Origin of the sequence: Enterococcus sp. AZ141 (assembly GCF_051714385.1) — a bacterium.
Classification (GTDB): domain Bacteria; phylum Bacillota; class Bacilli; order Lactobacillales; family Enterococcaceae; genus Enterococcus_D; species Enterococcus_D entomosocium.
Genome location: NZ_JBIORT010000001.1, coordinates 2,216,849 through 2,243,174 on the forward strand (window position 1 = coordinate 2,216,849; position 26,326 = coordinate 2,243,174).

The window sequence follows — 26,326 nt, forward strand, 5'->3', positions numbered from 1 at the left end:
GTTTATAAGAAATCATTCGGGATCAGATGCTTGGTGCTTTTTCATCCATTGAGGCAATGCGGCACTGATTTGTGTCGGCAACACGACATAGTGCTCTTTTGCCAAGTCTTCGCCAATCAGGCTATGGAGATAGACAGCCGCTTGGATCGTTTCCTCTGTTTTTTCAAACTGTGCCAAAAAGCTGGTGATCATGCCTGCCAGCGTATCCCCCATGCCGCCGGTCGCCATTGCGGGTGTTCCTAGGGGATTTTGGGCGATGCTGCTACCGTAAATTTGCGTGCGATGGCTTTTTAAGACCACCAGACTTCCGAGTTTTTGTTGGGCTTGCTGATTGTTTTCTTCGGTCTGGTCGGCAATTGCCAGTCCGCTGAGCCGTTGCCATTCCATCTGATGCGGCGTGAAGACGACTTGTTCAGGAAAGGGGATGATCAGCGGATATTTGGCAGCCAAATTGATCGCCGAACCATCGATCACCAACCATTGGTGTTCTTTTTGGGCAGAAACGATCCGCTGCAGCAGATCAAAATTGCTTTTTCCTTCTCCTAATCCGGGACCAATCAGTAGGACGTCCGCCGATTCGGTGACCGTATCGATCAGTTCTGTTTGCTGCCAATCGACAAACATCGCTTCAGGCAAGCGGGCGTGCAGGGCGGTTCGGTTGACGCCATCGGAGATCACAGTGGTCAAACCAGTTCCCCCATATACACAGGCTTGCGCAGCCATTAAGATCGCCCCACCGAATTGGCGGTTGCCCCCTACTAAAACGGCCCGGCCAAAGGTACCTTTGTGGCTTTTTGTCGGGCGCTGTTGGATCACTTTGGATAAAATCGCAGAATCAAGTTGCTCCATGCAATGACTCCTTTCGTTAATCAAAATCGAGTTATATTTATTATACCTGTTTCCTAGAAATTTCATAGAAAAGACCCATGGAAAAAGGCGCAATTTTTTTTCCTTTTTTGGTTTAAGAGTGTTATCATAAATAGCGAGAACAGAAATGGAGGGAACACTATGACAATCGATTGGAAAAAAGAGGTCGAAGCCCGCAAAGACGATTTGCTGAACGACTTGATTGATCTATTGAAAGTGAAAAGTGAAAGAGAAGATGATAAAGTGACTGCGGACGCGCCATTTGGTCCTGGACCTCGTGATGCGTTGCTACACATGCTAGCTTATGGCGAACGTGATGGCTTCACAGTCAAAAACGTCGATAATTACGCTGGTCACATCGAATTTGGTGAAGGAGACGAAACATTAGGGATCTTCGGTCACATGGATGTTGTTCCTGCAGGTGACGGCTGGTCAACCGATCCTTATGATCCAGTCATCAATGACAACAAAATCTATGCTCGTGGTTCTTCTGATGATAAAGGTCCTTCAATGGCCGCCTATTATGGGATGAAAATCATTAAAGAATTGGGCTTGCCATTATCGAAAAAAATCCGTTTTGTCGTTGGTTCTGATGAAGAAAGCGGCTGGGCAGATATGGATTACTACTTTGAGCATGAAGAAAAGCCTGATTTTGGCTTCTCGCCAGATGCCAATTTCCCAATCATCAATGGAGAAAAAGGAAATGTGACATTAGGGATCCATTTCCAAGGCAACAATGAAGGAGACTTCACGCTACAAAGCTTTACTGCTGGCTTGCGGGAAAATATGGTACCAGGAACGGCAACGGCAAGCTTCATTGCTCCGTCAACAGAAGAAGCATTAGCGATCGAAAAAGCCTTTTTCGATTACGTCGAAGCCAATCCAGTGACGGGCACGATTGAAACAGAAAATGAACAAGTGACGATCGAATTAGTCGGTAAAGGTGCTCATGGTGCCAGCCCACAATCAGGAATCAATGCGGGGACTTTCTTAGCAGTCTTCTTAGATAACTATGCCTTTGGCGGCGGCGCAAAACAATTCATCCATGCAGCAGCAGCATATGTCCATGAAGATTTCTACGGTGAAAAATTAGGTGTGGCGTACGAAGACGAAAAAATGGGTAAATTGACTATGAATGCTGGCTTGTTTGCTTTTAAAGCGAACCAAGCAGGAACGCAAGCAGACAACTTTATCGCATTGAACTTCCGTTATCCTAAAGGGGTAACTGCGGAAGGACTTGAAATCGGTGTGGAACGCACCGTCGGTATGGAAGGGGCCACCGTTACTCGCAATGACCGCAACATGGAACCTCACTACGTGCCAGCAGATGATCCATTGGTAGAAACTTTATTGGCGGTTTATGAAGAACATACCGGCGAAAAAGGCTTTGAACAAATCATCGGCGGCGGCACATACGGCCGTCTATTGAAACGCGGCGTTGCCTATGGCGCAATGTTCCCAGGCTATGTTGACACCATGCACCAAGCCAATGAATTCATGAGCTTGGATGACCTATTCAACGCAGCGGTGATCTATGCAGATGCTATCTACCGTTTGGCGAAATAAAGAGACATTGATACCGTCTATTCTTTTTTTAGCTGAGTCGATTTATTAATACTTAGATGAATAGAGGTAATAAAGGAATAGCAGTACGACTGATTGTTTCAATCATTGTCATACTGCTATTTTATTACTTTGGGAAATAAATATTTTATTTTCGTTGGGTTATTTTATTATTGACATCAAATCATCCGAATGATTTACTTTTTGTAAGGAGTTGAAAAGTGATGCCTGATTTGGTGAAATTTATTTTGGTCATTCTGGCGATTTGGGTGGTTTATCAAGTATTTACGACGGTTTTATTTACCCTTTCTCAAAAAGCAGTTGCCAAACAAATCAAAAGCGGGAAGATGTCTGATCAGCAGTTGGCGAATTTGTACCACGCTGTAGCACGAGCAAATCAAGGAAGCAATTTCCAAGCGATTTTCTCTTATGGGCTCTTTTACCGCAGTCATGCAAAGCAAAGTGATGCGGTTTATGAACTGTATCGCGCGGAAATGGCGAAAAGAAATCTGCTGTAACCAACTGTGAAGCAACTGTTTTCGAGAAAATTGCTCGAAGTAGCAAAAAAGCCCAGGTCCTGTACAACAAGTGCAGAACCTAGGCTTTTTTTGTATTTACTGGGCAGCAAGCTGTGACAGATAAACACAGCTCTTTGCTTCAGCTATTTCTTGTCTTTGTTGCTTTTTTGATCCATACCGGCACCGATCGCTACACCTAGTGCGATGCCTAAACCCATGCCTAATGCCAGGTTGTCAAAAAACAGCATCCCAAATGCAGCACCTAAGGCCATTCCGACACCGATCCCCAATCCCATATTGTTAGAAGCGGCTTCTTTTTCTTCAGACGTTTGCGGCGGTTTTTTCGTCATTGTGAAAAACCCCTTTCTTTTTAGTATAGAGGGGTTTTGTTTTGATGACAAACATTCGAACTGCTACCCATGATTTTCATCAGGAGAGAGCATCCGCTTATCTAAGCAAACGTATCGAACCATTTGTCTATCTTCCACCGGGTAAATAGTTACGCTCGGGGTTGTAGCGGCGAATGATCTTATTTTCAGCAAGTACGTGCTCATAATAATAAACAGGCGCATCCTTAGTCTCTAGTCGAAAAACAAAGACGAGCGGAACCTTTAAGACGGAATAGCGCGCGGGGATCGCAATATATGATTTTTGATTGCGCTCCATCGTCAATGCGAATTCATCAAACAAAAGCGCCACTGGTGTGGGAAAGTTTACCAATTCATAATAGTGTTTTTCAAATGCATAGGTTTCTTGTTTTGCATAAGCGATTTTTGCAGCTGGCATACGCATTCACCTCACTTGAATTATACGAACGTTTGTTCCGTTTGTAAAGTGGAAAATCGCCAGACGAGGAAAAAGGGGGTGCGTTCTCTATGAAAAAGATGTTTTGCTAACAAGAAATTTGCTACACTAGAGGAAAGAAGGAATCAAAAAGGAGCAGATACCATGGATTATGAACGCTTTGCACGATTACAGGCACGCTTTACCGATGAAAAACTGCTGACCAATGAAGGGTTCTATCGGTTGCGCTTGTCAGGGAAGGCGCAGTTCGAACTAGCCTTTATCAAAACTGGACCTTGTGGCGAGTCTGTCTACCAGCCGCTGATCAAGGGCACTTTTTCTGAAAAAGAAGCAATCCCTACCTATTTGCTGGATCTTGCGGCGCAACCTATGACGCAAATCAGTCAGCGAACCTCCGAAAATGCAGCCGTGTTAGATAAAGCATTCGTAGAATTAATGGAAAAATGTGAGCAGGCAGTTGCCGTCAACGAAACCGCACAAGAAGCCGCACGTTAATTAGCGCGACAAAGATACAAGAGCCGCCTGAACCTGATTTTTTACACCAAGCAAAAAAACGATCCTGACAAGATTCCTTGCCAAAGATCGTTTTTTATTTTCCCGTGGTGATTAGTGTCCTCATTCGCCGAAGTGGTCTGAGAAGCCTTGTTGCTTCATAAAGGCAGCGACATCTGGACGTCGCGGTTCACGGAAAAATTCCGTCATTTTCGTTTGCCAATTGGTTTGCTGTTGATTGCTGCTGCGCTGTGCATAATAGGCTTCCGTCGTTTGGTTGTACTGGGCTGTTTGCTCCTGCGTCAGCGGTTGATACTGATCGACACTTACGATCGCTTCTTGAGGCAAGCGGACTTTCGGCTCATTTCTATGTTGCGGATAACCGATCGTCAAGCCGAATAACGGAAACGTCAATTTTGGTAAGCCGACAAGTTCTGCGATACGAGGCAAATCATTGCGGATGCCGCCGATGTAGCAAATTCCTAAGTCTTGTGCTTCAGCATATGCTACCATATTTTGGGCAGCGATCGTCGTATCAACGACAGACACAATAAACGGTTCCATCGTGGTTAAGTGGGTATCCGGCAACCCTGCTTGGGTCAGCAGCTGCTGATGCTTATGTAAGTCGGCGACAAAAAGATAGAAGACCCCCGTTCGAGTGATGTAATTTGGGGCACCGGCAATTTTTTCGATGGCAGCCAGTTTTTCAGGATCACTGACCTCAATGATCGAATAAGCTTGAACAAAGTTCGAACTGGAACCACTTTGGGCAACCGTCACTAATTTTTGCTTGAGTTCCTTTGATAGTGGCCGGGGTTGAAAATCTCTGACAGAGCTGTGGCGGGTAAAAGTATCAAAAAGATCCATCGTTTTTCCTCCTGTAACGTACAAATTTCTTTCTTCTTTAGTGTAACAGAAAAAAAGGAATGGGAACAAAAAGAATGTTTTCAAAAAATTTTCAAATTGATGTTTTATAGTTGCCAAGAACAACAGTTTCCGTTATGATAATGATACATTCTTATTATTATTCCTTAGGGGAGTAACCGGTGGCGCAAGCTGCGATAATATCAACAGTAAGTAAGCTGGCGACAGCTTTCTGGTATTATTTGAAATGGTGAGACCTAAGACAAGCGTATACTTGTCTTAGGTCTCTTTTTTTCTAGCAGAGTGCCTAAGGAAAATAAAATTAAAAGGGGCAAAAAAATTGGCGAAAGAAATGTATCAAAAAGAAATCTCGGAAATTATGGCAGAGGTCCAGAGCAGTCCAGAGGGGTTGACGCAGCAAGAGGCAGCCAAGCGGTTAGAAAATGGCCTGAACCAGCTGAAGGAAGCACCTAAGAAATCAAGCTTTGCCTTATTCTTAGATACCTTCAAAGATGCGATGGTGATCGTCTTGTTGATTGTGGCAATCATCCAAATGGTTATGGGTGCACACGTTGAGTCCGTCGTTATCTTCGCAGTACTCTTGTTGAATTCCGTCGTCAGTGTGATACAAACGAAAAAAGCCGAAGGATCGTTAGACGCTTTGAAAAGCTTGTCAGCACCAGATGCTAACGTCATTCGGGATGGCAAAGAACAAAGTGTGCTGGCGAAAGAATTGGTTGTCGGCGATATCGTTATTTTAGAAGCTGGGGACTATGTACCAGCAGATGGTCGATTGATCGAAGAGGGTTCTTTGAAGGTCGATGAAGGAATGCTGACTGGGGAATCAACGCCAGCGGAAAAAGAATTAGGTGTGATCGATCGTACCGCACCGATCGGCGACCGTGACAACATGGTCTTCAGTGGAACGATCGTCACTTATGGACGTGGTCGGTTTATCGTAACCGCGACTGGTAATGTGACGGAAATCGGTCAAGTGGCTGGCTTATTGGAAAGTACAGTTGAACACAAAACACCATTGCAACGAGGACTGGACAGCTTCAGTAAAAAACTGAGCTTGGCGATCTTGGTCCTTTCATTGATTATTTTAGGGGTTCAAGTAGCACGGTTGTTCTTAGGTGACGGAACAGGTGATATGACGGAAGACTTAGTCAACGCCTTTATGTTTGCGGTAGCCGTAGCCGTTGCAGCGATTCCAGAAGCATTGCAATCGATCGTGACGATCGTCCTTTCGATCGGAACAAAACAAATGGCGAAGCGTCATGCCATCATTCGAAAACTACCAGCGGTTGAAACATTGGGTTCAACGAGTATCGTTTGTACAGATAAGACAGGGACCTTGACCCAAAACAAAATGACCGTTGTTGACTACTATTTACCAAATGGGCAAACGGGCACGTTCCCCGATGAGCCAACTACCTGGACATTGCCTGAAAAACGCTTAGTAGAGATCAGTGTCTTGGCAAATGATGCTGCCATCAGTGAAGATGGGGCGAAGCTAGGAGACCCTACTGAAATTGCTTTTCTGGATTACAGTGAGAAACTAAATCAGCCATATCGGGCGATTCGTCAACAGTTTCCTCGTTTGCAAGAATTGCCTTTCGATTCTGATCGTAAATTGATGTCCACCTTACATGAGATCGATGGCGAACATTTGTTGTTGACCAAAGGTGGTCCAGACATCGTCTTTGGCCGCAGTACCAAAGTCTTGATCGATGATCAAGTCGTGCCTTTAACAGATGAAATTAGAAATAAATTGCAGCATCAAAACGAAGAATTCTCAAAACGGGCATTACGGGTCTTGGCGTTTGCTTACCGTCCATTGACTGATGCCCAATCACGAGAATTGACACTTGAGGATGAAAACGAGTTGATTTTGGTTGGTTTGATGGCGATGATCGATCCTCCTCGTAAAGAAGTCAAACAAGCCGTAGCGGATGCTAAATCTGCTGGTATCAAAACAGTGATGATCACAGGGGACCACAAAACGACAGCCGTGGCGATCGCACAAGAGATCGGTATTTCAGCCGAGGGCGACTTAGCTTTGACTGGTACGGAATTGGATGCTCTTTCTGAAACCGAACTAGCGGATCAATTAGACAAAATCACGGTTTATGCTCGTGTTTCGCCGGAAAACAAAATCCGTATCGTGCGGGCTTGGCAAGACAAAGGCAAGATCTCTGCCATGACCGGAGATGGAGTCAATGATGCACCCGCCTTGAAACAAGCGGATATCGGGATCGCAATGGGAACCGGAACGGACGTTGCCAAAGATGCAGCGGCGATGGTCTTGACGGATGATAACTTTGCCTCGATCATTCGTGCCGTAGAAGTTGGCCGAAACGTCTTTGACAACATCAAAAAAGCCATTTCGTATTTGTTTGCTGGAAACTTAGGTGCGATCATTGCGATCGTCTTTGCCTTAGTGATGGGTTGGGACAATCCATTTACTGCCTTGCAGCTACTCTTTATCAACTTAGTCAACGACTCATTACCAGCAATTGCTCTGGGAATGGAAAAAGCCGAACCAACCATCATGCAACGTCAGCCTAGAGATCCAAATGCAGGTATCTTCACTGGAAAAACTTTGATCTCAGTAACGTATCGCGGTATTTTGATTGCCGCTGTCGTGATTTTGGCACAATGGTTAGGGATGAGCCAATCACCTGAGTTAGGTGTAGCGATGGCCTTCTCAACACTTATCTGGAGCCGGACATTGCAAACATTGCCAGCACGCTCAAATACCGAGACTGCTTGGCAAGCTGGCCTTTTTGCCAATAAAATGGTGTGGTTGGCGATCGTCGTTTGTGGTGGACTATACAGCATTACCTTGATTCCTGGCATCCGTGAAGTCTTTGCGATTCCAGCAACCTTCACTTTAGGACATGTCGGTCTATGTATCGCAATGGCTGCTGTGGCAGTTGTTTTGATGGAAATCACAAAGCTGATTATTATTGCCGTTCAAAAACGTCAAGGAAACGCCTAGAGCAAAAAACGTATCGATCCTTTGATCGATACGTTTTTTTGTCGTTTCTCCTCACCGCTTAGTTGATTTTTTTCAGCTGACTGATTTGGGCAGCGACTTGCTTCAAGAAGGCTTCTTGGCCAGCCGGCTGTTCTTGACTGTAAAGGTAGGCTTCGTATTGCTGCGTCAAGCGGATAAAATCACCATGAAACAGTGGATAGAATGCTTCGAGTCGTTGGGCATAATCGATCAACGGCTCCGCCTCGTTACGGTACAAAACTTTCGTCGTTTGCCTTAAAAACAAAGGATAGGCAGCAACTAGCGGCTGTTTGTTAAAGCGGCAGATCAACCATAAACGAATACGGAAAAACGAATGGCGGAAATAGAAAAGCAGGCCAAGTCCTAGGAGAGCTAAGCCTCCAAAGAAGCCATTGCGCAGCGTTTGTTTCAGCTCCTCAGTCAACCAAACATCATTGGTAACCGAGGCTGTTGCAGAACTGCTGGTCGTGGTTTCACTACTTTCTGTTTCCGTGCTGCTCGTTGGTGTTGTCTCGCTGCTAGCGGTCGGTGTTTCTTCTGAGCTAGTAGATTCTTCGGTCAACACGGGACGATCTGGATTTTGGAAACTAGGTGTCGGTTCAAAAGGCACCCAACCGTATCCGTCAAAGTAGACTTCCACCCATGAGTGGGCATTCAAGTTACGGACAGTATAAGTAGTGATGCCGTTTTCTGTCACGGGGGATCCAGGAGAAAAGCCTTTAGCCCAGCGAGCAGGGATCTCTAAACTCCGTAGTAGCACGACCATTGCCGTGGAAAAATTGTCGCAGTAGCCGACTTGTGATTCAAATAAAAATTGATCAACGTAATCTTGCTCTTCTGCAGGCACGACGGCATCGGTCTTGGAATAGCGGAATACGAGCGGATCTTTCAAATAGCTTTCAATTGCGGTGACTCGGTCAAACAGACTGTTGCTGTCAGTGGTGATCGCAGCGGCGAGATCTCGTACCCGCTGCGGTAAAGAATCGGGTAATTGGATATAATCGATCGGAGAATCCGGATAGATCAAAGGCAGATTTTGAAGATTTTCTGCGGAAAAATCTGGATGGTCCCAATCGAGGGTCAAGGCCGTGTCTGGTAGCGAATCAATCAAATCGACCCGTTGAATAGCGTCGCTGATTTGAAAGCCACGCGCGCCGCTTTCAAGGGATAACCTACTGCGGCCATAGGGCAATGGCACATAGTCTCCATGGTTTTGGAATTGGATCCGCACTTGTTCATTCTCAGGATAGGTTTGTTGATAGCTCTGGTCAGCGATGGTGACATCGTCTGCTTCCAAGCGAACGTCTTCGCGGCTCGTACTGATCCAGCCTTTACCAGAATAAAAGTCTTTGCTTTCCACCCGCCAGTAATGCGGGGTTTCTTGTTGCGCTTCAAATAAAATCGTCGCATCATCAAGTAGTGGTCCGCCTAATTGACGATCATTTTCACTGAAACCCGTGCGAGAACCAGTGGGGGTGCCATGTTCTTCAATAAATTGATAAAAACCCAGCTGATTCAGATTTGTCCGTATAGGCGTGGAACGGGCTGCCAACTGATCCCGCACGCTCGTTTGCGGCAAGTAGACAGCAGTGACGGCTAAGCCACCAATCAATAGCATCACACCAAACCAAGGGGCGATCGTTTGACTGGATCGAAAGGTGCTGCGCTGGATCAGTGAAGAAGCCAGTGCGCAAAGAAAAATACCAATCAAATGCCACGTCAAGTCAAATTGATTAAAAATCACGACTGTCAGCAAGTAGCCGATCATGGTACCGTAAATCAAGAAAAAGCGTTGATAAGCAATCGGTAAGATCGCTAAAAACAAGACCCAACTAACGATCAATGTCACCGCCGCCAGTTCGGTGATATAGCCGACTTCACCACTGAGGATCTCTTGAAAGGCACGGTGCAGGTCTAGCAAAAAACGCAGTAGCCAGTCAAAAGAAAAGGCAGTCCCATAAGGAAAGATCCGATACAAGACGATCAGCCAAGCGGCTGCCAGCAAAGGCAAACTGTAACGGACTTTCGGCACGACGGTCAAAATCAAACAGATACTAAAGGCATAAGTTAACAGGGTGAACTGATTGCCAAGGTCATAAACTGCGATAAACGGCAAGATCACCAGTGATAGACTGAGAAAGGTCAAAAGACCAATCAGTGCTTTCTTAATAAATCTCATCCTACCACCTCCTCAAGTTCATTCAACTGCCTCATTAAATCAGCGTAGGTAAACACTTGGCAGCTGTTTTTTGCTTCCAACTGACTGAGGTAGTTTTCCAGTTGTGGGGTGAAAACCGGGGTAATGAAGATAAGATGGCTGCCAGTCAAGAGCGGTACCCCTTCAGGAACTTTCTCGAAGGGAAGGATCTGGGCATAGGCAGCGGCATCCGTTTGGTAAGGAGAAGTCAATCCGTCACCAATCAAGAGCGGCTGGAAAAGTCGTTGATTTTGTGAGAAATGGTGGATCGAATAAAACAGTGTCAAGGTCTCTTCAAAAGCAGGATGATCTTCTCCCCAAAAGAGCAGAAAGATGTCTTGTTCTTCTTCGTATTCTCGTTCGCGATAGATCAATTCCTGTTGTTTGCTGGATAATTTCCAATCGATATTTTTTAATGAATCCCCTAACTGGTATTGACGGAACTGTCGAATAGAAAAATTGGGTTCCCCATGGGTTTGGCTGCGGACTTGCTGTTTAAAAAATGGCAATAGGGCAACGGCTTCTAGCTTCAATTTCGGTAGGATCAAAATCGATTGTTTCGCACCTGCAGCGTAGCTTTTTTCAAAAAAGCCAAAGAGATCATGGCTGTACAATTGAACGGGCAATTCTTCATAGCTGCCGCGCTCCTTTGGGGTCCAAGGCAGATGGAGCCGAATCAGATTGCCTCGATAAAAGGCGCTGTGATGACTATTCTTGAAACGATCGTCAAACTGCAAGGTGAAATCGACCAGCGGCAGCAGCGTCGGGCGATACTTGAAGACTTGCAGCGGTAAGGTGATCGCTGTCTGTGTTTCAGCTTGGATCGATTCTTCTAAAACGATTTGGACCTTCTTGAGGGAGGGCAGCAAGAATACTGCGTCAAGCAACAATAACAGAGTCAGTAAAAACCAGAGGCTCCAACCGGCATTATTATTAAAGATCACACAGTAAGCCAGCAGCAAAAAATAGGCAGCGCTAAACAACAGGAGGCGCAGCACGCGTTCAAGCTTTTTTTTCTTCATCGCTATTTCCTCGTAGGGACAGGCACCCGTTGGATCATCTGTTTCATCAAATCTGAAAGGGTCTCCGCGCTAGCATGAACGCCGCCTTTCAGTAATAAACGATGACCGAAGACTGCTGGTAAAATTCGCTGCAAGTCTTGCGGCGTGACAAAGGTCCGTCCTTCCGTCAACGCTAACGCTTTTGCCCCTTTTAAGAAGGCGATCCCACCACGAGGACTGATACCAAGGTCAATGGCATTATGCTGGCGGCTCGCTTGAACCAGCTGCAATGCGTAACGGGCGACCCGCTCATCGACATACACGTCGTCCACCATCGCTTTCAAAGCGGTCACTTCATCAGCATGTAAAATGGTTTGGATCTGATCCAAGCTTTGCTGTCGTTTTCCAGTCAAGAGGGCGAGCTCATCTTGAAAATCTGGGTAACCGATATGCAGGCGGAACAAAAAACGATCCAATTGGGCTTCGGGCAAGGGATACGTTCCTTCATATTCGATTGGGTTTTGGGTAGCTAACACAAAAAAGTGGGGACTCAATGGGTACGTTTGATTGTCGATGGTGACATGATTTTCTGACATGGCTTCTAAGAGCGAGGCTTGCGTCCTTGGTGTGGTTCGGTTGATCTCATCTGCCAAGAGGACGGAGGTGAAGATCGGGCCGGGACGAAACTCGAACTGGTGGCTTTGGGAATTAAAAATCGACACACCTAACACATCGTTAGGTAAAAGGTCTGGGGTAAACTGTACCCGCTTGTAGTCACTTTGAATGGCTTTGGCTAACGATTTGACCAACATCGTTTTCCCAACACCAGGGATATCTTCGAATAAAACGTGTCCGCCAGCAAGCAGCGCAGCCACGGTAAATTGGATCACATCTCGTTTGCCTAAAATCACTTTTTCCACTTCTGCGATCAAGGCATCTATTTTTTGTAATTCAGCGGTCATCTGATAACCTCCCTACATTCGTTTCTTCCATTGTAACGGTTTTCTAGGACTGTCGCAATTTTCGTGTAACAATTAAAGAAAATTTCAAGAATATTCAAAAAAAGAAAAATCCTTTCTGCGGATTTGCGAAAGAAAAACAAAAAACTTCCGAAGCGTTTCCTCGGAAGTTTGCGTTTGATAGAAAAGAAGCGACTAGAAGATGTGGTGTAAGAGGTCAGCGGCGATCTGGTCCGCCTGCCGTAAATTCCAAGCATCGGTTCCTGGCTGAGCAGTGGCAGCCGTCAGCCAGTGGATGCCTTCTGTGGGAATCCCGAAACAATAGAGGGCAGTGTAGGGGCGTTCATCTGGTCCAAGGACCTGATTGGTCTCAGGATCGATGGCGATAGCACCCGTCTCAAAAGGCACCTCATTGGGTATCGGCAACCGGTGCGGGTGAATGATCCGATCGTTTAGCAGTTGCCGCAATAAGGAATTGTTGGTTCGACGAATCGCTGTCGATGGAATGCGGGCCTCAATTAGTTGCGTCGCGTGATAGCGTGTGTCGGGAAATCGCTTTGAATACGTACAATAAGCCTCCTCGATCTCAACAGTCATGTCAGGACCTAGTAAGGTCACCACTCCGGCTTCCATCAAGGCGACCAGTTCCTGCAGTCGTTGAACCGGCGGACCGATCGATAAAAAGCTGTTAAAGGGAACGAAAGACTGCCAAAAGAGTGTTTTCAGGTCTTTTGCTGGCATTAGCTGATGATCGAGAACAAACCGAATCGGGTCACGCAGATCTTTGAAGACTTCCAAGGCACTGCTGATAGGTCCCGCTAGATTGCCTTTTTCGGCATCTTGGATTTGGGTACGTAATAGCGCAATGAAAAAGTCTTGCAAGGACTGCTGCTCTTTCTGAGCAAAGGGATCGGCTAGTTGGTGCCATGACCACCATTCCCTCTTAGGAAGCTGCCATTTTTTTAGCAAGTCTTCAGATCCTTCCGTGGCAACAAAGGCGGTGGTAAAAGCGTCAAGCTGCTCTTTGTCAAGCCGCTGTTTTTCTAAAAGCAGCGTCTGATAATAGACGAGTTCTGCCTCTTTCTTTAAATAGAAGAGCAGTGTCTTGCCAGCAACCGTTTTGGCTGCTTGCCAAGCAGCTAGGCGTTCAGGGGTCAAAAAAACGGGCTTTCGCTGCTGCGTTGGTGTTTTTTGATTGCGGCCACGAGGATGATACGGGACACCCCGACGAGAACCGGCGATGATTTGCGGTTCTTCACCAGAAGGTTGATAGACGAGGGATTCATTGACTTTGACGAAGGTTCCGCCCCGACCACTGGTCAAGCGGGTGACGTAATCGTAAAAGGCAAGTCCTAGTCCCCGTAAAATCACAGGTTCTCCGGCTTTCACAGCCGTTAGATCCGTATCTGCCGCATTGGCTGGCGGTGCATAAAACCAGCCATTATTTTCTGCGGCAGCCGCCAATTGTTGTTCCCCTGATGACAGTTGGGCCTGTGAATGGCCTGTAGCTAAGACGACGGCATCAACAAGGAATGTTTGGTGAGCCGTCGTCAACTGGTAGCGATTTTTGGAAAGAGGGATCAAAGAGCTGACACTATCTGACAGATGGTTGACGGTAATGGATTCAGGTAGCTCTATTAACAACTGCTGATAAAACCACTGTTGATAGAGTCCATATAACGCCCGCGAGCAATGCCCGTTAGGATCAAGTGAATCAAGTGCTGTGCATTTCGCAATGAGCTCAGGGGCATGCGTGGCTGCGAAATGTTTCCCTTCTGTCACTGCCCATTCGTATAAGGTAGGTCCTTTGACCACGGGGCCGCCGGTGCTTAATGTGTCATCCGTGAAAAGGGTGACTTGGCTGGTCACAGAATTCAATAGCAAATCTGCCGATTGGTCCGTGCGCCAAACTGCCCCAGGAAGAAAAGGATCAAACAGCAGCAAGTCGATGGCTTGTTTGTTTTGTTTGCTATGAGCAATCAGCCGTTCTGAAAGTGAAAGTCCACGAGGACCAGCACCAATGATCGCTATTTTCATATCACACCACCTCAATTATTCTATGGTCTTTGTGTCATCAACGGGCTAAGTCAAAAGGTGTCTTGCGGAAAATCAGCCAGTGCATGCCTAGCACCATGGCTTCCTCGATAGCATCGATATAATGGAAAGCGGGCTGATTGGGTTGTTGCTGCAGCAATGGATTTTTTTGGATCGCGTCTAAGAGATCGGTTTTTACTGCATCACTGCTGGCTAAAATGATACAGTGGGGGGCAAAAGCTGCATTGTAAAATGGCAGTAAGCTTGTCAGGCGCTGGACCAAAGCCGTGCGGTCTTGCGGTGCCCCTTGATCCAAGTAGCCGGGTAAAAATTTTGCCTCTCCCGCTAGGGCATCTTTTCCTTCTAAAAGCGCACCATTGACTAGGAGCGTGATACCGGGCATGCTTTTTTCAGGATTGTACATGCCAACGATGGTTTGCTGCAAGGAGATCTGTTGGGCGATGCAATAGCCGATCGTTAAAATATGGGCATCGTTTTGACAGTAGAAGGGCAGTGCAGTGACCTCTGCCACGAGGGCTGCCAGCTGCCAGCCGTTAAATTTTTCATACCAGCTGGAAGTCACGGTTCCTCCACTGATTTTTCCTGGTAAAAAGAGGGCGATCTGTTCCACAGAAGGAAATAATGCCAGCTCGTTCGTTACACATTCTTGAAAGCGATGAGGGGCAACATCAGGAAAGGGCTGGTCGTGTTTTGCCAAAACCTTCCCCTTGCGGTCGATCAGCATGGACCAAAGAGCCAAGGAGCCATCGTGATCGATAAAGCTAAGCAAAAGAGAATGACCTCGGTCTTGATTTAGCTGATAGGTCACTGCTGGTCGTCCTAGCTCTTTTTGCTCCAGCGGACCTTTCGTGATTTCCCCCTCTGTTAACAATTCTTTTAATAATGAGTTAGTGGTGACCATGCTGATGCCGGTTTTCTTCACTAAATCGGAAGCGAATAATGCCCCGTTTTGAAACAAAGTTTTTAAAACCAGCTGTTTGTTTTGCTGGCGAATGGTATGGGTGGTAGAAGCCATAAATGTTCTCCTTAATGAAGTGATTTAATTAAGTATACCGACGGGATGAAACGATGTAAAGTTTTTAAAAGACTGACTTGACGGAAAACTTGAAAATAAGTATACTTAATTAATAACGTTAATTAAGTGATTTGGAATGAAGAGGACACGAGGTAGAGGGGAAGAGAAACGTATGATCAAATTAGTCATCACAGATTTAGACGGTACATTTTTGAACAGCCAAGGCAGTTTTGATCGGCCTTATTATGAACAAGTCAGCCAACAAATGAAAGAAGCGGGTGTTGCTTTTGCTGCGTGTACCGGCAAACAGTGTGAACGAGTGGAAGAACTGTTTGGTGAAGCAGCAGCGGATGTTTGGATTCTTGGGGATAGCGCGACCCGCATCAAACATCAAGGAGAGTACATCTTTGAATCGCTGCTGCCAAACGAATTAGGGCGGCGGATCATTGCGAAGCTCGCTGCGATTGCGCAAGATCATGTGATCATCGCTTGTACACCGACTGCGGCGTACATTGCTGACACAACCAATGAAGCGGATGCGCAGAAAGTGCGTGGCTCTTATCGGGTGGTCAAAACGGTGGCGGATTATCAAACTATCACAGAAGATTTTGTGAAGCTCACTATTTTTGATCCCAAACTACGTTGTTTTGAGCATGTCCAACAGTTAAGCGAATTTACCAATGAAGCGTACATCGTGGCTTCGGAAGCCGCTTGGATCGATATCACCAATCAAGGCGTCCACAAAGGAACGACTGTGGCACACTTGCAAGAATTGCTGCACGTCACACCCGAGGAGACAATGGTTTTCGGCGATGGCTTGAACGATTTGGAGTTGATGGCAGCTGGCACGTTTAGTTTCGCCATGAGCAATGCCTTTAAGGAAGTCAAGGCAGCGGCAGCGTTTGTGACCAAATCAAACGATGAAAATGGCGTGCTGAAAACTATCGAACGTCTGTTACCGCTACAAATGAAACAATAAAAAAATCGCTCCCTGGCAGGGACAGCGTGCACTTTCAATTGACTGAAAGTAGACTGCTGCCTGTTGCTAAGGAGCGGTTTTTTCGTTATGCATGTGGTTGACTGACGCTATAAGGATAGGCATCGGCTGACCACTCTTTGCTGCGAGGGACGATACCTAGCTGGAAGTTCAATGTACCACCGGCAGTCAATTCTTGGTGGGTGAAAAATAATCGCTCGAAGGGTTCTTCGTTCAATGTAATTTTATCCACGAAGAGCTGTTGCGGCGCATTGGGCGTGCTCTTGATCACTAAGTCTTTGCCTGAAGCAAGATGCAGTGTTGCTTGATCAAATAAGGGCATGCCAATGACATATTCGCCTGTCCCCGGTGTGACTGGATAAAAGCCCAAGGCATTGAAGATGTACCAACCAGCCATGCTGCCGTTGTCTTCATCGCCAGGAAAGCCTTTTGGTGAGTCATTGAAGCACTGTGTCAGTAGCTGCTTGATCAAGGGCTGTGCCATTTCTGGTTTGCCCAAATAGCTGAATAGATACGGATAGTGGAAGCTTGGCTGATTGGAGATCGCCAGCTGACCAAAATCGAGTGCGGCCATCTCACTCATTTCATGGATCTCGAACCCGTAGCCTTCTGTCGTATAGCGAGGTTCTTGATTGCACAAGTCGATCAGTTTTGCTTCAAAGGCCGCTTTGCCGCCGTGTGCAGTGATCAAGCCAGCGAAATCATGGTAAACAGCAAAACTACTTTGCCACGCACTGCCTTCTGCATAATCCAAGCCCCAGCGTGTGTCACTAAACTCTGGACGAAAAGCGCCATCTGGGTCTTTTGCCCGCATAAAGCCGGTCTCCTGATCGAAAATGTTGCGGTAATTTTGCGATTGCTGCTGATAATAGTCTGCTTGCTCGTCACCCAGCTGTTGCGCGACTTGTGAGATACAAAAATCACTGTAACAATAATCAAGGGTGTGATTGACCGATTCATGATGCGTCAATGGCACATACCCGTAAGTCAAATAGTCCGTCGTGCCGCGCCGACCATAATTGGGATTTTCACTTTGGACGGTGGCACCTTTTTTCATCGCTGCTAAAAATTCGGGCATCAAATCGGGACGGATACCTTTTACTGCGGCATCAGCGATCACGGCATCGATCAGCGTCCCGGGCATCAACCCCCGCTCATCAGGTGATAGCCATTTTGGTAAAAAGCCGCTTTCGCGATAACTGTTCAAAAAGCCTTCCAGTATGTCTTCCAATTGTTCGACAGCCAAGAGTGAAAAGAGCGGGTAGACAGTTTTATACGTATCCCAAAAGCCGTTGTTTGTGTACAGTGGTCCTGGTTTGATCGCTTTTGCCAAGGTATCCCAGTGCACTTTGCGACCCTCTTGATCGATTTCGAAGAAGGTTTGAGGAAACAAGAATAAGCGATAAAAATTATGATAAAAAGTAGAAACTTGTGCTTGATCGTGATGCTCGATCTCGATTTTTTGCAAAAAATGATTCCATTGCTGTTGGACAGAAGCCAGATAATCGGCAGGAGCCCATTGCTGTTCCCGCTGCAAGTTCAAACAAGCTTGTTCGCGACTGAGAAACGAGGTTGCAAAACGGATCGTCTGTGTTTGGCAATCATCAAAGCGGAGAACGACGAAGGCTTCTTTGCCTGTCAAGGCACCTTCGATCGCCGTGATGGGTGTTTCAAAACGATAGACGAAATGGATGGTGAAGCTTTCGTCTTCGCATCCTGAAAATACGATCAGTTGACCAGCCACTGTCTGTTCATCCAACTGTTCTAAGACATAGTCACCCGGCAGTGACAAGCCAAGACCCGGCTGATCCCCGCAGTTTTCAATAGACAGCACACCGCCATACATACTGGGAATCAAAGTCGTTGTTGTTAAATACCGCTGCGTCTTGATTTTAAGAAAGGCTGGATTAAAGGTGCTTTCTTCCGGACGATACGAGCTTTGCGCATGGAAAAGGGTATTTTCAGAAAGCGTGCCGTTTATCGGCAGCATCGTCAGATGGCTGAAATCACCCATCCAAGGGCTAGGCTGATGGGTGATGCGAAAGCCCTGAAAGGTTCGATCTTCTGGATGAAACCACCAACTGCCTCGTTGATCGCTGGTTTGCGGGGCAAAGTAGTTCATGCCAAAAGGAACCCCTGTATAAGGCAGGCAGTTGCCATGGGAAAAACTATATTGGTTGTCTGTTCCGTGTCGTGTGTCGATCATTGATACGTTCACTTGGTTCACTCCTTTAATTGGGTTGATTCTCTTTTGATCAAAGAAACAGCCACTAAATGGGTGGTCGTCTCCGTTGGTACTGGGGGTGCTGCCTTCGCAGCGTTGATTTTCTCAATCACTTGGTTTCCTGCCAAGCGCCCCATCTCCGCAAAATTCTGCCCGATGGTCGTTAGTGCTGGATCAACGAGGGCAGCGGCTTGGATATTATCGAAACCAACCAGGGAAATGTTGGCAGGGACGTGCAAATCTGCTTGACGCAGTGCACGCATCAATTCGATGGCGATCAAGTCATTTTCACAGACGGCTGCCGTGACCTGATGTTCTTCCAGGTAGGCAAGCGCATTTGCGATACTGGCAGTAGCGTCGTCTAGCTTGGTGCGAAAGGTTCTTTGGTTTTTTTTCAGCGCATCGATGTAACCTAGATAACGCTGACGGACGGATTGTGGATGGTGGGTATCACCAAAAATATAAGCGATCCGTTGATGCCCCAACGCAAGTAAATGCTCCGTAGCTAGCTGTCCACCTTGAAAGTTATCTGGCATGACCGCTGGAAAATCAAACTCATGCAGCTTTTTATCTAAGGTCACGATAGGAAAGTGTTTTTCAGCACATTCGAACAGCAAGTCATAGTAAGAAAACGTATTGCTGGCGTAATAGATCAGGCCGTCGAATTCTTGCATCAGCTCAGCTGCCGTCGTTTTTTCCAAATAATCCACTGGTGTCATCAAAAGTTCAAAGCCGTGTTCTTGCATCACGGGGTAAATGCCTTCGGTAAAGTTTCCTAAAGAGAGATCATTGGCAAAGGGCAATACAAACAAAATTCGTCCAGTCGCTTTTTTTTCCTTCAATTCTCGGACAAAGCTGCCGCTGCCTTGCACGCGATAGATCAGCTGATTTTGTTCCAGTTCCGTCAAGGCTCTTTTAGAGGTGATCCGACTGACTTGGTATTGTTCAGATAGTTCTTTTTCAGTAGGGACACGACTGCCCGGAGCTAATCGCCCTTCAACGATGGCTTCGTGAAGCTCCGCGTAAATTTTTTTATATAATGGTTGTTTCATAAGAAAACCCCTTTTGATATATCATATTTGTTAGCATACCATAAACCGATAAAAATGAAAACCCTTTAATTATTTTGAAAAAGCGCTAGACATTCACATGATTCATGATATACTAGGTTCGTAAATTGATATATCAAATAAGGGAAGGTGATGGAATGGTTTATAAAGAAATACCAACTTCAGTAGCAACTTTTATGGAAACGATTACGGATCTATGCGGAGAAACGCATGCCGATTGGGCGAAAAATTTTAATGCAGCTTTTGCCAATACACTATTAACGACGGTCAAGCGTCATGAGGATGGCACGACCTTTTTACTGACGGGGGATATTCCAGCCATGTGGCTGCGAGATTCCACTGCGCAAGTTCGTCCGTATTTAGTGATCGCCAAAGAAGATGAAGACTTAGCAAGTATGATCAGCGGGTTGGTCAAGAAGCAATTCTACTATATTACGATCGATCCTTACGCAAATGCCTTTAACGAATCAGCCAATGGCGCTGGCCACCAAACAGACGATACAGAAATGAACGATTGGATCTGGGAACGCAAATATGAGATCGATTCTTTGTGTTATCCGATCCAACTGGCCTATCTGCTATATAAAAATACAGGCAGAACAGATCAGTTCAATGATGATTTTGTAACAGGCATCAAAAAAGCCTTGGAGGTGTTTGTAACAGAACAAAACCATGAGGAATCCCCGTATCGCTTTGAACGGGATACCTGGCGAAAAGAAGATACCTTGACTCATGACGGCAAAGGCGCGCCGGTGAAACCCGTTGGCTTGACTTGGTCAGGTTTTCGACCAAGTGATGATGCCTGCAAATACGGCTATTTGATTCCCTCCAATATGTTTGCGGTGGTGGTCTTAGGCTATATCCAAGAAATCTTTACGACGGTTTTAGAAGACACAGCGATCGTGGCACAAGCGAAAAAATTGCAAGCAGAGATCGAAGCAGGGATTAAAGCATACGGGTTGACCAAAAATCAAGCTGGCGAAGAAGTCTACGCGTATGAAGTGGATGGATTCGGCAATGGCACACTGATGGATGACAGCAACGTGCCGAATTTGATCGCCGCCCCTTACTTGGGGTATGGCAGTATGGAAGATCCCCTTTATCTTCAGACCCGTAAAACGTTGTTAAGCAGTGAAAATCCGTATTTCTATGAAGGCAAATACGCTAAAGGCATTGGCAGCTCTCATACGCCAGAAAATTATGTGTGGCCGATCGCCATGGCAATGGAAGGCATGACCACCACTGACAAAGAAGAAAAGAAACGAATTTTGGATCAGTTAGTGGCGACAGATGCGGGTACAAATTTGATGCATGAAGGGTTCGATGTCGATTATCCTTCGCAATACACGAGAGAATGGTTCTCTTGGGCGAACATGATGTTTTGTGAATTGGTCATGGATTATTTCGATATCCGAGTGGAAAAATAAGCAGCACGACCCACGACCGTTCGAGTGACACAAAAAGCAGTCCAACGACGCAAACAGCGAGGAGTAAAAATCAATGAAGAAACAAGTTTATATCATCTCTCACAGCCACTGGGATCGGGAATGGTACATGCCTTACGAACAGCATCACATGCGGCTAGTTGAATTGATGGATGATCTTTTAGAGTTAATTGAAAATGACCCTGAGTTCCACAGCTTCCATCTAGATGGGCAGACGATCATCTTGGATGACTATTTAGAAGTGCGACCTGAAAAACGCGAAGCGGTCAAAGCGGCCATCAAACAAGGAAAATTACAGATCGGTCCGTTTTATATTTTGCAAGATGACTTTTTGATAAGTGCTGAATCAAACACCCGTAATATGCTGATTGGAATGGCAGAAAGCAAAAAGTGGGGCACCCCTGTTATGTTGGGGTATTTCCCAGATACTTTCGGCAATATGGGGCAAACCCCGCAAATGATGCTGCAAGCCAATCTTGAAAGTGCTGCATTTGGACGTGGCGTCAAACCAATCGGCTTTGACAACGAAGTTTTACCCGATGATCAATTTACTTCCCAATATTCTGAAATGCATTGGGAAGGTCCAGATGGCAGTCAAATCTTTGGTCTACTTTTTGCCAACTGGTACTCCAATGGCAATGAGATTCCAGTGGATAAAGCAGAAGCCAAAGCTTTTTGGACACAAAAACTGCAAGATGTAGAGAAATTTGGTGCCACCAATCATTACTTAATGATGAATGGGGTCGATCATCAACCTGTCCAAAAAGACATTTCGGCAGCGATTCGTACAGCTAACGAGCTTTTCCCAGAGTATGAATTCAAACACGCCAGCTTTACCGAATACCTTGAAGCGGTGCAAGCAGATCTGCCAGATGACCTAGGAACTGTCACAGGTGAATTGACCAGTCAAGAAACCGATGGTTGGTATACTCTAGCCAATACCGCCTCTTCCCGAGTCTATCTGAAACAATGGAATACAAAGGTTTCCCGCCAATTAGAAAATGTCGCTGAACCATTAGCAACTATGGCTTATGAAGCAAGCGGCAGCTATCCTCACGATATGTTGGATCATGCGTGGAAAACACTGATGCAAAATCATCCTCACGACAGTATCTGCGGCTGTTCAGTGGACGAAGTACACCGAGAAATGATGCCGCGGTTTGAAAAAGCCAATGAAATTGGTAAGTTCGTGGCAGATGAAGCGTTACGCAATTTAGTAGCCGCCATCGACACGAGCAGGTTTCCTGAGGAGAGTCGTCCCTTTGTGGTCTTCAACACCACTGGCAGCACCCGTTCTGGTTTAGTGGAAGTCGTGATCGAACTTGAGCGTAAAACATTCCGTGAAGGATTGCCAAGCAAGCTTTACCACGAATTATTGGCGAAGCCAAAAGGTTCTTATGCGGTGATCGATGAACAGGGGAAACCTGTTGCTGCGATCATCAGTGAAGAAGAGGTCCTTTTTGACTATGAATTGCCTAAAGATGCCTTTCGGATTCCTTTCATGAAACGCTTTGTCACGGTTCAAGTAGAAGCAAACCAGTTGCCGGAATTTTCATGGCAGACCTTTGCCCTAGTGGAAAAAGCCGCTACGCCAGTAGAGAGCGCACCGATCGTTTCAGAAGGAGGGCGTAAACTTGCCAACGCACATTTGGAAGCCGTCATTACTGAAAACGGCAGCTTGACGATTACAGACAAAGCAACCCAAAAAACGTATCGCAATTTACTGGTTTTCGAGGATGTGGGGGATATCGCCAATGAGTACATCTTCAAACAACCAGAAGGGGATCAAGCAATCTTATCGACGCAATTTCCGCATCAGGTGACGATCGAACAAAACGATCCGCTGGTGGGAATTGTGCGACTGACGCAAGAATTACAGATTCCTGTTTCAGCAGATGACCGTTTGTTAGAAGAACAAAAAGCTGTCGTCGATTTCCGTTTCCGTAAAGCACAGCGGAGTCAAGAATTGGTTGCTTTCAAGATCGAGACGGAGATTCGCTTAGAACGAACCAGCAACCGCCTGGCATTTAAAACCACCGTCAACAACCAAAGCAAAGATCAACGACTGCGGGTTTTATTCCCAACAGGGATCATCACGGATTTCCATGAAGCTGATAGCATTTATGAAGTCGTAAAACGGCCGAATCAGGTTTCCAGTCATTGGGAAAACCCAACGAATCCGCAGCATCAACACGCCTTTGTCAACTTGCATGATGAAACAGGCGGCATGACGGTTTCTAATTTTGGTTTGAACGAATATGAAATCGTGAAGGATCAGATCTGCTTGACCTTGTTGCGCTGTACGGGAGAGCTAGGCGATTGGGGCTACTTCCCAACACCAGAAGCGCAATGCTTAGGCAGCCACACCTTTGAATATGGCGTAGCCTGTCATGGGGCTCCTGAAGAACGTTATGAAACGTATCGCCAAGCACAAGCTGCCCAAGTTCCTTGGACGGCAAGCCAGACCGACAAGCATCAAGGCAAGCTAGCCAGCAGCAACCAATACATGGAAGCTCATGGAACGACGGTAGCTATCACCGCCTTAAAACGCAATCGCCAAGACCAGCAGATCGTTTTGCGGGGCTATAATTTGGCGGATCAAGCCACTGCCTTTCATGTGCAAAAAGAGCAGGCGACACTCTGTCTGTTGAACCTATTAGAGGAAGAACAAGCATCGTCCGTCAATGAGCAATTACACCCATATGAAATTCGAACCATTGGAGTAAAGGAGTGAGAAATGATGGTTTACGGAGGAATTGAAGCCGGCGGCACAAAAATGATTTGTGCCGTTGCCGATGAACAGCTGACGATCATCGCCCAAGAGTCGATCCCAACGACAACGCCAGAGGAAACGTTAGCGGCGATCTTTGCCTTTTTCGATCCCTACGATCTCGTGTCATTAGGGGTCGGTTCCTTTGGTCCGATCGGGATCGATCCAACCCAAGCGACCTATGGCCACATACTAGCCACGCCGAAACAGGGCTGGCAGCAGTTCGATTTTCTCGGTGCGTTGAAGAAGCGCTACCCAGAGACAGCATTTGCTTGGACAACAGATGTCAATGCTGCCGCTTATGGAGAATTACGCCAAGGAGCGGCACAAGGCAAAGACAGCTGTGTCTATTTGACGGTAGGAACCGGCATTGGCGCCGGGGTCGTTCGTGAAGGAAAGATTTTCGAAGGGATCGGTCATCCAGAAATCGGTCATACCTATGTCAAACGTCACAGTGAAGATATGTATGCTGGTACATGCCCGTATCACGGCGACTGTCTGGAAGGATTAGCCGCAGGGCCTTCTTTGGAAGGACGTACGGGGATCAAAGGACAAGACTTGCCGCAAGCGCACGAGATTTGGGGGTTGCAGGCCTTTTATCTAGGGCAAGCGCTGGTCAATATCACGTTAACTTTAGCACCTGAGATAATCATTTTAGGTGGTGGGGTCATGAATCAGCCGCATTTACTCGCTCAAATCCAACAAGCCTTCCTGAAACAAATGGCAGGCTATATGGAGACACCACCAGTGGAAGACTACATCGTCACTTGGGGCTTGCCGAACAAAAGTGGCATTATCGGCTGTCTCTTGTTAGGCAAAGAGCAGGTGACTGCCCATGACTAACCTGCATTTTCCTAAAGATTTTTGGTGGGGAGCCGCTGCCAGCGGTCCGCAAACTGAAGGACGAACGGCCGATGATGGCAAAGGCGATTCGATTTGGGACTGTTGGTACGCAACGGAACCAGAACGCTTTTATCAAAAACGGGGACCCAAAGATACCGTCCAGCTGCTGCAGCGTTACCCAGAAGATGTAGCATTGATGAAAGAGATCGGCTTTAATTCTTTTCGAACCTCGATCCAGTGGAGTCGCTTGCTGCCAGAAGGAAGAGGAGCGGTCAATCAACAAGCGGTGGCGTTTTATCGCGAGTACTTCGCCACTTTGATCGAAAATGGCATCGAGCCCTTCATCAATTTGTATCATTTTGATATGCCGATGGCACTGCAAAAAGAAGGCGGCTGGCTCAATCGCGAGACTGTCACAGCATTTGCAGATTATGCCGCTTTGTGTTTTGAGTTGTTCGGTGATCAAGTCCGTCATTGGTTCACGCAAAATGAACCGATCGTGCCAGTGGAGATGGGGTATTTGTATCAACAGCATTACCCAGCAGAAATCAACTTGGCACATGCGGTGCAAGTCGGCTACCATGAAGCACTCGCCAGCGCTTTAGCGATCCAACGCTTCCGTCAGTCTCAGCAATCAGGCGAAATCGGCATCATCTTGAATTTGACACCGACCTATCCGAAAGATCCGAATGATGAAAAAGATGGCCAAGCGGCGCAACTGGCAGATGCCTTTTTCAACCGTTCCTTCTTAGATCCAGCGGTCAAAGGCACCTTTCCGGAAGAATTGATCACTGTCTTAAACGAGTTGGCGATCATGCCAGAAACCAGAGCAGAAGATTTGCAGATCATTAAAGAAAACACGGTCGATCTCTTGGGGGTCAACTATTATCAGCCGCGGCGGGTGCAGCAAAAGCGTTCTGCCAAAACAGCGGACACTCCAATGCCAGAAGATTACTTCGATGTTTATGATTGGCCAGAAAAGAAAATCAATCCCCATCGAGGCTGGGAAATTTATGAACGAGGCATTTATGATACCTTGATCAACCTACGAGACAACTACGGCAATATCCCTTGTTATATTTCAGAAAACGGCATGGGAGTCGAAGATGAAACACGCTTTATCGATGCCAGCGGTCAGATCCAAGATGAGTACCGCATCACCTTTATCAAAGATCATTTGCGGTATGTTCACCAAGCAATCCAAGAAGGCAGCCGGTGCCGCGGGTATCACATGTGGACTTGCATGGATAATTGGTCTTGGCTGAATGAATTCAAAAATCGTTACGGGTTTATTGCTGTCGATTTGGCTACCCAAAAACGGACCATCAAAAAGTCTGGTGAGTGGTTCCACGAAGTGATTCAGCAAAACGGCTTTGTCGACTGATCATTCATAAAAAACAAATCAATGAAGCGTCCTATCTTGCAAAAGGTAGGACGTTTTTCAGGTTTTTAGAGAATAAAAACAAAATATAAACAAAGACCTTTAATTTGTTTCATTTTATCTTTAGTTTGTTCCTTATTTTTTAGGGATGAAAGCGTTATTCTAGTAGCATGAAGGAGATGATGAGATGTGAAGAAAAAGGGGTTTTGGAGGAATGTCTGGCAATACAAAGCATTGAT

General features: G+C 46.3%; 20 protein-coding genes. 9 read left to right on the top strand and 11 right to left on the bottom strand.

The genetic code is table 11. The features are described from left to right. Window positions 1-12: 12 nt before the first annotated feature. Entirely contained in the window at window positions 13-849 is an 837-nt protein-coding gene (locus IGI89_RS10290; protein WP_008378992.1) for an NAD(P)H-hydrate dehydratase, read from the bottom strand. A gap of 159 nt (window positions 850-1,008) precedes the next feature. Here IGI89_RS10290 and pepV point away from each other — a divergent pair, with 159 nt between their 5' ends. Both pepV and IGI89_RS10300 read left to right on the top strand, forming a co-directional pair. Further along, complete coding sequence (gene pepV / locus IGI89_RS10295; protein ID WP_008378990.1) at window positions 1,009-2,433, top strand: dipeptidase PepV; 1,425 nt, start codon at window positions 1,009-1,011, stop codon at window positions 2,431-2,433. A gap of 221 nt (window positions 2,434-2,654) precedes the next feature. Beyond that, window positions 2,655-2,948 carry a hypothetical protein gene (locus tag IGI89_RS10300; RefSeq protein ID WP_008378988.1) on the top strand — a complete coding sequence of 98 codons (294 nt, stop codon included), beginning with the start codon at window positions 2,655-2,657 and terminating at the stop codon, window positions 2,946-2,948. Between the two features lie 143 nt (window positions 2,949-3,091). Here IGI89_RS10300 and IGI89_RS10305 read toward each other — a convergent pair whose 3' ends face one another. Then, window positions 3,092-3,298: a hypothetical protein gene (locus IGI89_RS10305; RefSeq protein WP_008378986.1), complete on the bottom strand. Its 207-nt coding sequence runs from the start codon at window positions 3,296-3,298 to the stop codon at window positions 3,092-3,094. 127 nt (window positions 3,299-3,425) lie between these two features. Continuing rightward, window positions 3,426-3,734: a DUF5960 family protein gene (locus IGI89_RS10310; RefSeq protein ID WP_008378984.1), complete on the bottom strand. Its 309-nt coding sequence runs from the start codon at window positions 3,732-3,734 to the stop codon at window positions 3,426-3,428. 162 nt (window positions 3,735-3,896) lie between these two features. Between IGI89_RS10310 and IGI89_RS10315 the strand changes: the two genes are divergently transcribed. Next, on the top strand, window positions 3,897-4,247 hold the full coding sequence (locus IGI89_RS10315) for a hypothetical protein (RefSeq protein WP_008378982.1): 351 nt from the start codon (window positions 3,897-3,899) through the stop codon (window positions 4,245-4,247). A 120-nt stretch (window positions 4,248-4,367) separates the two neighbouring features. Here IGI89_RS10315 and IGI89_RS10320 read toward each other — a convergent pair whose 3' ends face one another. Continuing rightward, a complete protein-coding gene (locus tag IGI89_RS10320; RefSeq protein WP_008378980.1) occupies window positions 4,368-5,111 on the bottom strand; it encodes an NADPH-dependent oxidoreductase in 744 nt (247 codons plus the stop codon). A 349-nt stretch (window positions 5,112-5,460) separates the two neighbouring features. On the opposite strand from IGI89_RS10320, the gene IGI89_RS10325 reads away from it, so the two are divergent. Then, complete coding sequence (locus IGI89_RS10325) at window positions 5,461-8,112, top strand: cation-translocating P-type ATPase (protein WP_438735851.1); 2,652 nt, start codon at window positions 5,461-5,463, stop codon at window positions 8,110-8,112. Window positions 8,113-8,170: 58 nt separating this feature from the next. Here IGI89_RS10325 and IGI89_RS10330 read toward each other — a convergent pair whose 3' ends face one another. From IGI89_RS10330 to IGI89_RS10350, 5 genes are all read right to left on the bottom strand, one after another. Beyond that, complete coding sequence (locus IGI89_RS10330; RefSeq protein ID WP_438735618.1) at window positions 8,171-10,309, bottom strand: transglutaminase-like domain-containing protein; 2,139 nt, start codon at window positions 10,307-10,309, stop codon at window positions 8,171-8,173. Beyond that, a complete protein-coding gene (locus IGI89_RS10335) occupies window positions 10,306-11,349 on the bottom strand; it encodes a DUF58 domain-containing protein (protein WP_005234735.1) in 1,044 nt (347 codons plus the stop codon). The genes IGI89_RS10330 and IGI89_RS10335 overlap by 4 nt, the downstream gene beginning before the upstream one ends. A 2-nt stretch (window positions 11,350-11,351) precedes the next feature. Then, window positions 11,352-12,290: an AAA family ATPase gene (locus tag IGI89_RS10340; RefSeq protein WP_005234736.1), complete on the bottom strand. Its 939-nt coding sequence runs from the start codon at window positions 12,288-12,290 to the stop codon at window positions 11,352-11,354. A 192-nt stretch (window positions 12,291-12,482) separates the two neighbouring features. Then, a complete protein-coding gene (locus tag IGI89_RS10345) occupies window positions 12,483-14,324 on the bottom strand; it encodes an FAD/NAD(P)-binding protein (RefSeq protein ID WP_016613588.1) in 1,842 nt (613 codons plus the stop codon). Between the two features lie 37 nt (window positions 14,325-14,361). Then, window positions 14,362-15,357 carry an ROK family protein gene (locus tag IGI89_RS10350; protein ID WP_016613587.1) on the bottom strand — a complete coding sequence of 332 codons (996 nt, stop codon included), beginning with the start codon at window positions 15,355-15,357 and terminating at the stop codon, window positions 14,362-14,364. Window positions 15,358-15,529: 172 nt separating this feature from the next. On the opposite strand from IGI89_RS10350, the gene IGI89_RS10355 reads away from it, so the two are divergent. Continuing rightward, window positions 15,530-16,336: a Cof-type HAD-IIB family hydrolase gene (locus tag IGI89_RS10355; RefSeq protein ID WP_438735619.1), complete on the top strand. Its 807-nt coding sequence runs from the start codon at window positions 15,530-15,532 to the stop codon at window positions 16,334-16,336. Window positions 16,337-16,421: 85 nt separating this feature from the next. On the opposite strand, the gene IGI89_RS10360 is transcribed toward IGI89_RS10355, so the two are convergent. Further along, window positions 16,422-18,572, bottom strand: coding sequence for a GH92 family glycosyl hydrolase (locus IGI89_RS10360; protein WP_438735620.1), 2,151 nt, complete (start codon window positions 18,570-18,572; stop codon window positions 16,422-16,424). Between the two features lie 5 nt (window positions 18,573-18,577). After that, window positions 18,578-19,630, bottom strand: a complete 1,053-nt coding sequence (locus IGI89_RS10365) for a GntR family transcriptional regulator (protein ID WP_400449669.1) — start codon at window positions 19,628-19,630, stop codon at window positions 18,578-18,580. A 155-nt stretch (window positions 19,631-19,785) separates the two neighbouring features. Between IGI89_RS10365 and IGI89_RS10370 the strand changes: the two genes are divergently transcribed. The 4 genes from IGI89_RS10370 to IGI89_RS10385 all read left to right on the top strand — a co-directional run bounded on the left by IGI89_RS10370 (window position 19,786) and on the right by IGI89_RS10385 (window position 26,090). Next, on the top strand, window positions 19,786-21,075 hold the full coding sequence (locus tag IGI89_RS10370) for a glycoside hydrolase family 125 protein (protein ID WP_438735621.1): 1,290 nt from the start codon (window positions 19,786-19,788) through the stop codon (window positions 21,073-21,075). 73 nt (window positions 21,076-21,148) lie between these two features. Further along, window positions 21,149-23,827 (top strand): alpha-mannosidase, encoded by a 2,679-nt coding sequence (locus tag IGI89_RS10375; protein WP_438735622.1) that lies wholly within the window; start codon window positions 21,149-21,151, stop codon window positions 23,825-23,827. A 3-nt stretch (window positions 23,828-23,830) separates the two neighbouring features. Beyond that, window positions 23,831-24,706: an ROK family protein gene (locus tag IGI89_RS10380; protein WP_005234751.1), complete on the top strand. Its 876-nt coding sequence runs from the start codon at window positions 23,831-23,833 to the stop codon at window positions 24,704-24,706. Further along, complete coding sequence (locus IGI89_RS10385; RefSeq protein WP_438735623.1) at window positions 24,699-26,090, top strand: glycoside hydrolase family 1 protein; 1,392 nt, start codon at window positions 24,699-24,701, stop codon at window positions 26,088-26,090. The genes IGI89_RS10380 and IGI89_RS10385 overlap by 8 nt, the downstream gene beginning before the upstream one ends. The last annotated feature ends 236 nt before the right edge of the window (window positions 26,091-26,326 follow it).

Excerpts from the sequence above, each read along its gene's own strand:
- IGI89_RS10340 (WP_005234736.1), bottom strand. The coding sequence starts at position 12,290 with ATGACCGCTGAATTACAAAAAATAGATGCCTTGATCGCAGAAGTGGAA.
- IGI89_RS10385 (WP_438735623.1), top strand. The coding sequence starts at position 24,699 with ATGACTAACCTGCATTTTCCTAAAGATTTTTGGTGGGGAGCCGCTGCC.
- IGI89_RS10315 (WP_008378982.1), top strand. The coding sequence starts at position 3,897 with ATGGATTATGAACGCTTTGCACGATTACAGGCACGCTTTACCGATGAA.
- IGI89_RS10365 (WP_400449669.1), bottom strand. The coding sequence starts at position 19,630 with ATGAAACAACCATTATATAAAAAAATTTACGCGGAGCTTCACGAAGCC.
- IGI89_RS10320 (WP_008378980.1), bottom strand. The coding sequence starts at position 5,111 with ATGGATCTTTTTGATACTTTTACCCGCCACAGCTCTGTCAGAGATTTT.
- IGI89_RS10300 (WP_008378988.1), top strand. The coding sequence starts at position 2,655 with ATGCCTGATTTGGTGAAATTTATTTTGGTCATTCTGGCGATTTGGGTG.
- IGI89_RS10375 (WP_438735622.1), top strand. The coding sequence starts at position 21,149 with ATGAAGAAACAAGTTTATATCATCTCTCACAGCCACTGGGATCGGGAA.
- pepV (WP_008378990.1), top strand. The coding sequence starts at position 1,009 with ATGACAATCGATTGGAAAAAAGAGGTCGAAGCCCGCAAAGACGATTTG.
- IGI89_RS10305 (WP_008378986.1), bottom strand. The coding sequence starts at position 3,298 with ATGACGAAAAAACCGCCGCAAACGTCTGAAGAAAAAGAAGCCGCTTCT.
- IGI89_RS10350 (WP_016613587.1), bottom strand. The coding sequence starts at position 15,357 with ATGGCTTCTACCACCCATACCATTCGCCAGCAAAACAAACAGCTGGTT.
- IGI89_RS10330 (WP_438735618.1), bottom strand. The coding sequence starts at position 10,309 with ATGAGATTTATTAAGAAAGCACTGATTGGTCTTTTGACCTTTCTCAGT.
- IGI89_RS10370 (WP_438735621.1), top strand. The coding sequence starts at position 19,786 with ATGGTTTATAAAGAAATACCAACTTCAGTAGCAACTTTTATGGAAACG.
- IGI89_RS10380 (WP_005234751.1), top strand. The coding sequence starts at position 23,831 with ATGATGGTTTACGGAGGAATTGAAGCCGGCGGCACAAAAATGATTTGT.
- IGI89_RS10345 (WP_016613588.1), bottom strand. The coding sequence starts at position 14,324 with ATGAAAATAGCGATCATTGGTGCTGGTCCTCGTGGACTTTCACTTTCA.
- IGI89_RS10335 (WP_005234735.1), bottom strand. The coding sequence starts at position 11,349 with ATGAAGAAAAAAAAGCTTGAACGCGTGCTGCGCCTCCTGTTGTTTAGC.
- IGI89_RS10355 (WP_438735619.1), top strand. The coding sequence starts at position 15,530 with ATGATCAAATTAGTCATCACAGATTTAGACGGTACATTTTTGAACAGC.
- IGI89_RS10310 (WP_008378984.1), bottom strand. The coding sequence starts at position 3,734 with ATGCCAGCTGCAAAAATCGCTTATGCAAAACAAGAAACCTATGCATTT.
- IGI89_RS10325 (WP_438735851.1), top strand. The coding sequence starts at position 5,461 with ATGTATCAAAAAGAAATCTCGGAAATTATGGCAGAGGTCCAGAGCAGT.
- IGI89_RS10290 (WP_008378992.1), bottom strand. The coding sequence starts at position 849 with ATGGAGCAACTTGATTCTGCGATTTTATCCAAAGTGATCCAACAGCGC.